Below are 11363 nucleotides of genomic sequence, written 5' to 3' on the forward strand. Positions count from 1 at the left end.
TTTAAACTTATTGTTTTACAAATGTTCCTTCTTCTAAATAATAAGGGAATACATAATTTTTTCTGGAATTTGTGGCTCTTACTCTGTAAATGATTTCAATCTTGATCACTCCGTTATTGGTGTTTTCGGTATGAAATTCAATCTCCAGCAAATCAATTCTGGGTTCATAGTTTAGTATGGCACTTTCAATTATTCCCTTAATTTTAGTCAATAATGTAACTGTGATATTTTCATATAACAAAGCACTTAAATCGCATCCGTAATCAGAGCGCATTACTCTTTCCTTGAGTTGAGTAGAAAGTAAAATGTGCAGGCTCTGAAAAATATCGTCCTCATCAGAAACCGTTTCTACTGTTCCCGAATGAATATTAAAAGTGGGAGGAAATCCCCATCCTGTTCCTAAAAATGATTTGTCTTTCATAATTTTTTATGTATTATCCTCCTATTATAACTGTCATACAACCGAGGGTAACTATCCCTCCGTGAGCTGTTGGATCTCCCATTCTAACTGCAGGTTTTCCGGCAATTAGCACTGATGAAGATCCTAATATCAATGAATCTGTTGGACCAACACATACACAACTGTCTCCTACAACTGCGGCAGGCAATCCGCCAATCAATACCGTACTGTTTCCGCCGGGTAATAAAGGTCCTCCTACATGAGGTTTTGGTCCGTCCGACATGGGACAGGTGTGCATATCTGTACTTCTTGCTGCTGCTCCCATTTTAATTCAGATTAATGATTCCTCCTTTTAAATCCATTTTTGCCGAGGCATCAACAGCCACCTGCATTCCTTCTACCTTGATATTTCCTTTGGCTTTAATATTCAAATCTTTACAGCTTTCAATAGTAATACCTTGGTCGTTTAAGGTGATTTTATTTTTATTTTCATCCTCAATGACAAATCCTTTCAGATCATCACTTATGGTCATTATATTTCCTTTTTTGGTGCTTAATTCGATGCTTTTTTTCTCATCGTCCATGATGATTTTTGTTCCTTCTTTGGTTACAAAACCTTTCAGGTAATTTTGTTCGGCAATGGGAAAAGGCATGATTTTAGTGCTGCTGTATAAACTTCCAAGAATAATTGGCGTATCAGGATTATTTCCCAGACATCCTACAATTACTTCATCACCGATGCTCGGGATAAAATAACTTCCCATTTCATTAGAAGCATTAAGTGTGGCTAATCGCGCCCAGACTCCTTCCCCTTTTTCTGATAAAAGAGGCATTCTCACTTTAATTCTAAACTGATTGTTAGGGTCTTCCACAATTTGTGTTACTACACCTATCTGCAGTCCGTTTACTTTGTTGGATTGTCCTACTTCGGCATGACCGTTGTTCGTTCCAGCTGTTGTGTTTTCAGTAAATGATTTTTCACTTTCCAGTCCGAAGGCATATTCTGTTTTCCAACATCCTCCTTCAATAGTGTGTGTTTCCTGGGTAATCAATAAAGGTCTTGGCTTGTCTTCTGTAGTATCGATATCTGTATTGACTTTATTGAATCCAATATAATCTCCAACTTTAGCTTTCAGATTACCATAAGTAGTCACTTTTCCAGTAATGGAAGCCATAAAACTTTTTATTAGAATAGCATTCGCAATTCTGTCTCTGGTAGCAAGGTCAAATATCATTTGACTCAATTTAACTGAGTGCTCATTTTCCGCCGCTTTTTGCGTGGTAGTCACTTTGTTTACTTCTTGTTTTTCAATGTCCCATCCTTCAATGGTTACTGATGATTTTATTTTTTGCGGATCATTCTTCCCGGCAAAAGCAAAAACATTGATTCCGTTTTCTGCTTGATATGTAATCTCTTTTTTCTCTTTTAGAATGTCAACTCCGGTAAAATTTCCGTTTTTCAGCGAAACAGGCATACCTATAGAATCCAAAAAACCAATAAGATAATCCCAAGGCACCGTTGAAGTGTTGTGGGTAATGTGTTCTTTTCCCCATGCCTGACCTTGCAGATTATCGCTCAGAGTTAATCCTTTAGTAAAAAGGGTTAGTTTATCTTCAAATGTCTGATTGTTGTTTTCTTTCTCTTTTGTGGGTTGTGCTAAACGAAAACCTTTGTCTTTACATTCAATTTTTATAATGCTTTGATTGTTCTCATCCTGGCAGTCAACTGATTTTACGATCCCAATAAAAAGAGGTTCCATTTTATTTTCGAAACCCACATTAACTTCTATTGTTAAGGGCGGTTCATCTGGTTTTGTGACAAACACATCAATAGGCAATTCTTCCTTCTTGTCAAGATTTCTCTTGGAAGAAATAAAAGTAAATTTTGCAAAAGGGATTTTATTCAATTCAAAATGAACTGTAGCATCTTTCAATAGACTGTCCAATCCGGTATTTTTTTTGTTAATCAAAAATTCCAGTTTTAGTAAGGTATCGGAAGGGTAAAATGGTTTAACAGTTGGCATTTTGGCTATCTGATTGGTGGGAAATTTATTTTCTTTTCTAAATCTATTTGTCTGAAACTTAAGAGTTTGTTTTTCTTGGCTACATCAATATAAAAGGTGTTATTCTGATAAATCGATTCTGAAAGCAAAACTAGGCTGTCGTTCATTTTTATAGTCCTTTCGTGAGTCAGATCAGGAGAACTTTTCTTTTCTTTAGCAGCTAATTCTTTATACTCAATCGTTTCTTTAAAAACACATTTTACCTTGGCTCTAATAGGTCTTCCGTCTTTTCTGAAAAGAGAATATTCTATATCCATGCTTTTCAAACGACATTTCAGAATGTAGGACCCCCAAATTAATTTCAGGTACGCCGTTTGATGAGTCTGTCCGTCGTAGCCCATGATTAGTTTTTTAAACTCATTGACTTCTTTTTCTACGGTTTCTACCTCAGCAAAAGGATTCACTACTGCCGGTTTCAAAGCATTAGCGATATCTCCTGCAACATCCATCGGTGAATCGGGTTTGTTCCCATCCTTTATTTTCCCTGGAGGAACAATGCCTGAACTGTCGAAAAAGAATTCAAAATTGACTTCTTCTCCTTCAATTTTATTAAATTTCAAGTCAGTACCTGTAGTTCCCATAGCTTGTCCTTCACAAAAGACAACACTGTGTTTCATGGTGTACTTTTCAGGATTCAGCTGGACAGAAATAATTTTATCGGCAGGTTCTTTAAACTCTTTTGAAGGAAAGACCTCAATCCGCATTTTATCGATAATACCTAATAATCCTTTAATCATCTTTCTGCTTTTTCTTTAATTTTTTCCATTACTCTCTCAGTACATTCCTTGACAATTTCCGATTTCATTTCCTGCAGTTTCAATGGACTGACTTTCTGACTCGAATTAGGAAAATCATCTGGATTCTCTACTATGTTTACTTTTATACGTAATTCTTTAATCTCGATTGCCATGTGGGACTTTTAAAAATTAGGGACAGGGATTTCTTTAAAAAAATTATACTTCAAAGTGATGGTTTCAATGACTACTTTATTTTCTTCCGCATTAAAATCGCTAAATTCATAACTCAACGGAATAGCATGTGATATATACCACACTTTGATAGGGTTGCCTTTTTCATTCAATAAAGAGACAATCAGATTGGCTGGATAAAAGATAAAATCTTCCAACGCCTGAGTGCACCACATAGACAATCCTGACATATCTGAAGTTAATCCTCGTTTGAGAACTAAATCCTGATACCCTGAACGAAGGGGGAAATTATGTTTGAATTTATTCTGTCCCCCTTCGGTATAAGGCTCTGTTTCCATAGTCACTTTTAATCCGTTTACGCTTTGAAATTTTGTATCAATTGAAAATTGAGGCAATAATTCAAACACTACTGAAAAATGAAAACCAACTATGGGATCATTACTAGCCATCGCTATTATGATTTATATTCAACAGTAAAACCATGATTAGCGATTTCTACAGTATCAATGGCTGCTTCGTTAGCGTCTGCTTTTAGATCAGTGCATTTAAGTGATACTATGAAACAGTCTTTTACGGTCCAAACTACTTTTGGTGTATGGTTTTCATCCAGTAAAGAGATAGTGATTGTTCTTTTCTCAACCGTATTTTGAGCTACCGTATTGAACCACTGGAAAAATTCATTATCCCCCAAAAACACCCCTCTTTTTAAGGTTACTCTTGAGTTTTTCTGCAGTCCCGGCATTTGCTTTTTAAAGAACTCCGGACTTGATCCTACACGATGTTCAATAACATCCATTTCTTTGTTTAAGCCTGAAACTTCTGTAAAGGCTATTTTACTACCACCCCAGTCAACGCTGAAGTGAAACTTTGGTAACGGGAAATCAATATTAGGCATATCTTTATGTTTTAATTGTTAGTGATTGTTTTTATGATCTTTGTTGCATTTGCTTGAATTCTAATATGATAAACTCAGCAGGTCTCGACGGAGCGTAACCGATTTTCACCACCATTCTTCCTTCAAGAATATCTTGTGCCGACATGGTTTCGTTCAATCCAACTCTGACAAAGAAGGCATGTTCCGGTTTTCCTCCCGCTAAGGCGCCATCGTTCCAAAGTGTAGTCAGGTAATTGTCGATCATTCCTTTTACGCTAACCCAGGTTTGAGCCACATTAGGTTCAAAAACAAATTGCATACAGGCTTTTTTAGCAGATTCTTCAATCATATTGGCTAATCTTCGCACATTAATGTATCTCCAGTCGTTACTGTTTCCTGCTAATGTTCTTCCGCCCCATACTAAAAATCCTTTTCCGGTGAATTTTCTCAAAGCATTGATAGATTTTCCAGTTTCATGGATATTCATATCTTCCTGTTCTGCATCATTAATATCATCCGTCAGACCTATAATACCGTTAATACTTACATTCGCAGGTGATTTCCATACTCCTCTGGTAGCATCTGTTTGTGCATAAATTCCGGCCATAGCTCCAGACGGAGGAACAGTATTCATTGTTTGTGACAGTTTAGCGATAATAGCAGGATAGAATGGAATTTGTGACGTAAGATTGTTTTCTTCAAACAACAAAAGCTCATTCATGCTTTTCAATACATTATTCATAGAATTAATAATAGAAGCATGTATTTTTTGAATCACCAGCTGGATTTTAACAAAATCAGGCGCGTTATGGGCTGGTGTAGGTCCGTTAAGCGGAACTGCAACACTTATTGCACCATTTTTATATGGATTGGGTCCCGATTCTGCATAGGTTGAAATATTACCCCATACACTCTTAAAATCTGTATTAATATCTAATGCTGTTAGAGGGTCTAAGTTGGTAACACCATCTGTTTTTTTAAGATTGTCACCATCATATGCTTTTTTGAAATCTACTAATTCCTGTGCGTGTTTTTTCAAAAAGTTAGTCACCTGATCTTGTGCAAAAGTGGCAAACTTGGCACTGGTCAAAGTAGGTGCTTCCGGTTTACCAAGCGTTTTTAGCAAAGTCCAGCATTTATCAACATGCGCTTTTACTTTTACTTCCGTATTAATTGGAAGAACAACAACTGAAGGATTCCATGCTGCTTTAACCGTATTATAATCGGCAATGATCTTTTCAAATTCTTCGATAGACGTTTTTAAAGCAATATTTCCGGAGAGAATTCCTTTAAAGTTAACTTTATTTCCAACCACACCGTTAATATCACTAAATCTGAAAGTATATGGGAAAGCGCTTTGTAAGTAAGGGTAATAAGCTGAACCATATTTAAGATTCTGATTTCCTACTCCATCTCTAAAATTAAGACTGTCAGTTATAAGATTTACATCCTGTTTTACATCCATGATGGTAAATCGATCCATCAAATCCGCACATTGTTTTAACGCCTGCTGCTGTACTAAACCCAGTTTGTTAGCCGCTAAGTTTATCGCATCAGGGAATAACAGCAACGTAGGCTCATCAAATTTTCTCAATAAATCCAATCCGTCTGTAAAATCAGTTTCACTGTTAATGTTTGAAGTATAATCCCCAACAGAAACAATATAGCAAACACCACCGCCATTGCTAAAGAAAAGCCTTAAACTGTTATGCAGTTTAAATTTGCTTTCAGTTACTTTACAATTATCAGTAGGGATCAGATTCGCGTCTAATTCTACTTCAACTGAAGCCGGCACCGGTGCTCCGCCAAAAATCTGTTCAAACTCCATAAAAGAAGTAATACGGGTAGGAACCACAGGTCCTTTTTCAGTATAACCTACAAAAGCAGGTACAGCAGTTGCTACTTGAGCAATTGAAGGAGGAAATGCATCAATCTCATTGATATATACTCCAGGTGTTTTAAGAGAACTTACATTCATGACTTTTTTATTTATTGTTTATATTTTAATTTTACCGTTACTAATGATTATTCTTCAAATTCTTGGGTTTCTAACAATCCGATAATGTTGTCCTTGTCGTTTTCCCAAAGGTCCATTTTAACTTTCTTGATTACTTTTTCCTGAGTAGTATTAGTACTTTGAACAGTACATAATCTCATTTTGTATAATACTGAAGGCATGTATTTAGATCCTAAGTAAGACCACATTTGATTTAATTGATCCATGGACAAGCTCACCAACTCTACCGTTATTCTATGGTAGTTTTGCTTTTCCAATTCTGTCTTACCTATAAAAGTGGTATAGTCAACTAATTCTGTATCATCATTTTTATAATAAAAAGAATTGTTTTGCTGGAAATAGGCAATGATGTTTTTCAACTTATCGATTCCGTCCAGATATTTGGATAAATCTTTATTATAGGAACTGAATAGTAACGAGATAATAAGATGCTGTGTCGGATGTTTGTATCTCGATATATTCGTCTGATCATTCGTGTCTTTTAAATAAACCGATTGATTTTTTAGCGTTTTATCCTCTTCAATATTAACAATAGACAAAACGATTGGAGTTTTTGATTCCAAAAAATCATCTCCATCATTAAGTGTTGCAATATTAGTAATATCGATAACTGTCTTTCCTGGATCAATTAGCTTGCTCAGTTGCTCTATAACAATTTTTAAATCCATCTTTTATCCTAAACTGGAGTTTTATTATTAAAAACATATTCTATAAAAAAGGGGGCTTTAATACAAATGACATTAAGTAGTCATGCCATTCACAATACAAAGCAACTAAAAGATAATCAATGTGTTTTACGGAAAAACCATATTTGAAATGGGTATTTTTCCCCTTTTTTATCAGGACGTTTCCCTCTTCTCTTTTAACATCATTAATCATCATACCAAAAACAGAAGACTCATTCCTTCCTAAATTAAATCGTCCTGTTTAATGTCACAGCGGAAATAAAAAAAGCCCAACTTTACAGTTGGGCTTTTTAATCTAAAAGGCATTATTATCATAAATCACAAATCAAAACTCTTTCAGGACCTACAATATTTAGGTCGATTTTATTCTTAAATGCCAAATGGCATTTGTATTTTTCATCTAAAAAAATTTCTTTTAAAAAAAAAGATTCATCATTGATTTTGGTATGATGATTAATGACTTCAAAAGACTTTAAAGGAATGGTAAGCCCTTTGCCGTTGGCTTTGATTGCTGCTTCCTTTTGTGTCCAAAAATCAAAGAAAGCAATTGCCTTATTTTCTATAATCACTAAATTATTCCATTCTGCTTTTGTCATTTGGGATTCAAAGTCCTGAATGTTTATATTATTCATTATTTCAACATCAATCCCGACTTCATTCGTTTCAGACAATACACAAACTACTATTTCTCCCGAATGTGATATGTTGAATTTGATATTGCTGTCGCTAAAAAAAGGTTTGTCATAAGACGTATAACTCAAGCTTTCCTCCTTTTCTTTTTTATTCATTTTTTGCAATCCGTAATTCAGGAGCAGCCTTCCTAATAAGGATAACTGTGCGTCTTGCCATCTTCTAAATCCCATGATTTTTTCCTGAAAATCTTCCGGAAACCCATTGAGATAATTCTTAATGAGATACTCGTGATTTTCTTCAGAGATATAGGAATATATAATTTGTGTCATTCTTAAGCAATCGGTTTATTGTGTTATTAATTAGCAATTTCGAATACTATTGCCTCGACAGCTCCGGTTGCAGAATTAATAACACCCGCATTTTGTTTTACTTCAGACATTCTTACCCAAACACCTCCGTAGTAATCTCCAAAGCCAAATGATCCCCAAATGAGTTTGTGAGGTGTCCATTCGTTTTGTTCGTTTGGTGCCGAAAATCCTATTGAATCACTAAATTCCTGAGCAATAAAAGCACCGCTTTTTAAGGCAATTTGAATAGCTTCATCCCATTCATCATCATTTAGAAACTTACCTACAAAAACATCTTTCCCTTGATATCCTCTTGAGGCCTTAATAACAAATTGCTCTCTATTGTTTTGAAGTAATTCGGGGAAATCGTATTCTTTTTGCCTGAATGTTACTTTTTTATTTTCAATAAACGAAGTCCAGGGAATGTGCTTCAATAGCAATGTGTTTTCTTGCGGAGAGAATTTTTCGGCCTGTGCCAATTCCAACAACAGAGATAAATTCCTTTTATCGCCTAACATTCGAAGTCCGATATGGTCAGGAAAGTAAATCTTATCCATTATAAATGCTCTGAAAATTGCCGAAGTAATATCAACATCTAATGTCAGAATAATTAAACTGTGAATGACAGTATCTACAAGATATAAGTTTCCGTCCACCAGCTCCAGCTCATTCATATCAGCAGTAAATGCTCCTCCACTTAACCCTTGTTTGGCTAGTTCCTGTTTAAATAAATTATCAAAAAAATCTATATTTTGCTGTTTTTCGAGCTCATCCGTCATGTCCCTCATATCGATAAATAAATTGAGGGTTCGGTTTTCTTTTCCTATCTGCTTCAATATCTGCTCAATAAGGAATTTCATATAGATCTGCAATGTATTCCTCGTTTGATAATTTTGAGTTTCGCTCTGATCCATTAAAAGCGGGTGATTTTTTCTGATAACAGATTCCAGGCTTTGTATTTGCCAGCCCCCCAAAGAAGATCCTATATTAGCTTCCAGAATCTTAAACCCATCTTCCGTATACGTCAGGTCTAATCTGCATCCTACATCAAGGTTTTTGGCGTGGCACATCATCCCTAATTCTGCCATCATTTCATCCCCTTCGTAATAAAAGTCTGCAATTTTTTCGATATCATTATTGAAATATAAAGAAGGGATTTGCTGTAGTAATTTTGGGATTTTTACAGACAGTTCGCTTAGCTGTTCCGTCATTTCTTTGTTAATGAGAATGGGCCATGCATTTACCGGATATCCATAGTTTTTAAATGCGTCGGGAACCAAATCATCATTAGTGTTAATCCTTGAAGGGAACTCGTTACTGTTTCTGAATTCAGAGAATTTTTCTGAAAGGATTGTATATTCTTCCGTAATATTTTCTATCATGACGATACAATTTTAATTATTTATATTCTTTGTTGTTAAGCGTAAGATGGTGAAGGTGTTTACTGTCGGATTTATATAATTCCCCAATAAAACAAATAGGTAGCCAGTAGCAGGTTTGAAAAAATTACTGAGAAAATAATGCCTCTCTCCTCCGTTTTTTGGATGGTAAAAATGAAATACATTGAAGTTAAAATCAAGCATCCTAAAAATCCAAATACCAGTGAGAAAACATAGCTGAAATTTTCCGGAAGGCCGAATGCCAAAATAAAGAAATTCTGTTCTGAAACATTTAATATTGCCATAATCAGACTTCCAAAAAGTGCCAGCCCGAAAACAGAAGTAACAATCAGACACGTCCTGATTACTTTATCCTGAACAGTTGTATATCTTCTTCTTATTAATTTTATAAAATACAAAAAGATGAAAACCAGCATTATTCCCAAGGCAATTGCCAGCGGAAACAGAAAAACAGGATCCAATTGACCTATACTGCTACCGGCTTTAGAGATTCCTTTATTGATGATAACTCCGGTGATAAGTTTAATTTTTTTGGCATTTTTAAAGGCATTGACATCCAATTTCTGATCTGGATGATCTATAAAATTTTCCGCCACATCATTCCCTATTTTAGTAAAACTAGGTACGTGTCCGTAAGTTAATGCTTCTACATTATGACCATTGATGAATCTTTCTGCTACTTTTTCCCCGTTCGTTTGAGGTGTTATAGGATCGAATTCTCCCGAAAAAACCAATACAGGGAATTTAACCGAAGAAAGATTGGAGATATCATGGTGTACCATTGAAGTTGCCGACCGATTTTTATTCCATGCATCGCATACTTTAAAATCAGATTTATAAAATGAAATCCCTCCGTTTAACCCTTTGAATTGGGCGGCATTTTGCTGGTATTTTGCAAAATCATTATTAGGAAGAACTTCATTGCAGCTCACACAATAGTATAAAGCATAATCCATTTCCAGCAAATTTGAAAAAGCGCTTACCAGGTTTCCTAATGGTTCTTCTTTTCTTTGATGAAACTGATAAATTAGCAACGGAATAATTTCTACCAGCTGCTTGTTGTACAACGCTTGTTGGATAGCTACTTTAAAATCTTCCGTATTGTATGTAAACGATCCGGAAGGCACTATTGATTTGTCTACTGATACCGTCAGAGGGTTCTTCTCCAGATCAGCGATTACCTCATAATATACCTTCTCTAAATTAGGGTATTCCTTATTGTACTTTTTATCTTTTTGACAGAGTTCAAATACTTTATGCAGACTGTTCATATAATTAGCCGTATTATCTACATAGTAGGTTGAAATATCGTAAATAGCGGAATCCAGCACCAATGACTTTATATCTGCCGGATAGCTGCTGGCATATACCTGCGCAACGTAGGTTCCGTAAGACACGCCGTATATATTCCAATTATTATAATGTAATTCTGATTTTAATGCATGTAGGTCATTTGCTACCGAAAGACTGTTATAAGCATCAATGTTTATACCTCTATTGATAAGTTCCTGCTTGCATAGCATGGCAGCATCTGCTTTTTGTTTTTCATCTTCTTCAACAGATTGGTTCTTTGCCAGAATATCTAAAAATTTTTCGCCCAAATCTTCAGATAACCTTGGCTGGCATAATCCCGTACCTCTGACATCAAACATGATAATATCATTATTCTTTCGAAGCGGATGATCCAACCACGACCAAATATTTACAATTCCACCAGCTCCGGGTCCTCCTTGTATAAAAACAACTGCATTAGAAGTTTTTACATTAGAAGTTTTCTTTAAAATGGCTACTGCGATTTTTATCATTTTACCATCATTTGCACCCCATGTTTCGGGAACATTCAGATAACCCCAAACAATATCTTTCGGATTTGAATCTTTAAACTGAGGCAAAAGAGGCGCTGTTTTTTCAAACGTTATATTTTGAGCCGTGACACTTCCCAGAAAACTCATCCATAAAAAAATAATAATACTGATTTTTGTTTTTAATTTCATGACGCTTTTTTTAATGTTTT

Annotated in this window: 12 protein-coding genes; all 12 read right to left on the reverse strand. The window is 35.3% G+C overall.

Translation table 11 applies throughout. The annotated features are described in order from the left end of the window. Nucleotides 1-7: 7 nt before the first annotated feature. Complete coding sequence (locus ACRDEC_RS13195) at nucleotides 8-421, reverse strand: GPW/gp25 family protein (protein ID WP_431498827.1); 414 nt, start codon at nucleotides 419-421, stop codon at nucleotides 8-10. Between the two features lie 13 nt (nucleotides 422-434). Next, on the reverse strand, nucleotides 435-725 hold the full coding sequence (locus ACRDEC_RS13200) for a PAAR domain-containing protein (RefSeq protein ID WP_431498828.1): 291 nt from the start codon (nucleotides 723-725) through the stop codon (nucleotides 435-437). Between the two features lies 1 nt (nucleotide 726). Then, nucleotides 727-2370 carry a phage baseplate assembly protein V gene (locus ACRDEC_RS13205; RefSeq protein ID WP_431498829.1) on the reverse strand — a complete coding sequence of 548 codons (1644 nt, stop codon included), beginning with the start codon at nucleotides 2368-2370 and terminating at the stop codon, nucleotides 727-729. A 59-nt stretch (nucleotides 2371-2429) separates the two neighbouring features. Continuing rightward, nucleotides 2430-3200, reverse strand: a complete 771-nt coding sequence (locus ACRDEC_RS13210) for a hypothetical protein (protein WP_431498830.1) — start codon at nucleotides 3198-3200, stop codon at nucleotides 2430-2432. Continuing rightward, a complete protein-coding gene (locus tag ACRDEC_RS13215; RefSeq protein WP_431498831.1) occupies nucleotides 3197-3373 on the reverse strand; it encodes a DUF5908 family protein in 177 nt (58 codons plus the stop codon). The genes ACRDEC_RS13210 and ACRDEC_RS13215 overlap by 4 nt, the downstream gene beginning before the upstream one ends. A gap of 9 nt (nucleotides 3374-3382) precedes the next feature. Further along, nucleotides 3383-3841, reverse strand: a complete 459-nt coding sequence (locus ACRDEC_RS13220) for a phage tail protein (RefSeq protein ID WP_431498832.1) — start codon at nucleotides 3839-3841, stop codon at nucleotides 3383-3385. A gap of 5 nt (nucleotides 3842-3846) precedes the next feature. After that, nucleotides 3847-4287 (reverse strand): phage tail protein, encoded by a 441-nt coding sequence (locus tag ACRDEC_RS13225; protein WP_431498833.1) that lies wholly within the window; start codon nucleotides 4285-4287, stop codon nucleotides 3847-3849. A 31-nt stretch (nucleotides 4288-4318) separates the two neighbouring features. Further along, the gene (locus ACRDEC_RS13230; RefSeq protein ID WP_431498834.1) at nucleotides 4319-6244 is read right to left on the reverse strand and encodes a phage tail sheath C-terminal domain-containing protein; all 1926 of its coding nucleotides are present in this window, start codon (nucleotides 6242-6244) and stop codon (nucleotides 4319-4321) included. A 47-nt stretch (nucleotides 6245-6291) separates the two neighbouring features. Beyond that, complete coding sequence (locus ACRDEC_RS13235; RefSeq protein ID WP_431498835.1) at nucleotides 6292-6951, reverse strand: DUF4255 domain-containing protein; 660 nt, start codon at nucleotides 6949-6951, stop codon at nucleotides 6292-6294. A 329-nt stretch (nucleotides 6952-7280) separates the two neighbouring features. Continuing rightward, nucleotides 7281-7931 (reverse strand): 4'-phosphopantetheinyl transferase family protein, encoded by a 651-nt coding sequence (locus ACRDEC_RS13240; protein WP_431498836.1) that lies wholly within the window; start codon nucleotides 7929-7931, stop codon nucleotides 7281-7283. Between the two features lie 26 nt (nucleotides 7932-7957). Beyond that, nucleotides 7958-9331: a hypothetical protein gene (locus tag ACRDEC_RS13245; protein ID WP_431498837.1), complete on the reverse strand. Its 1374-nt coding sequence runs from the start codon at nucleotides 9329-9331 to the stop codon at nucleotides 7958-7960. A 71-nt stretch (nucleotides 9332-9402) separates the two neighbouring features. Next, nucleotides 9403-11343: an alpha/beta fold hydrolase gene (locus ACRDEC_RS13250; protein ID WP_431498838.1), complete on the reverse strand. Its 1941-nt coding sequence runs from the start codon at nucleotides 11341-11343 to the stop codon at nucleotides 9403-9405. Nucleotides 11344-11363 lie beyond the last annotated feature (20 nt).

The sequence above is a fragment of the Flavobacterium sp. genome, assembly GCF_050696275.1.
GTDB lineage: Bacteria > Bacteroidota > Bacteroidia > Flavobacteriales > Flavobacteriaceae > Flavobacterium.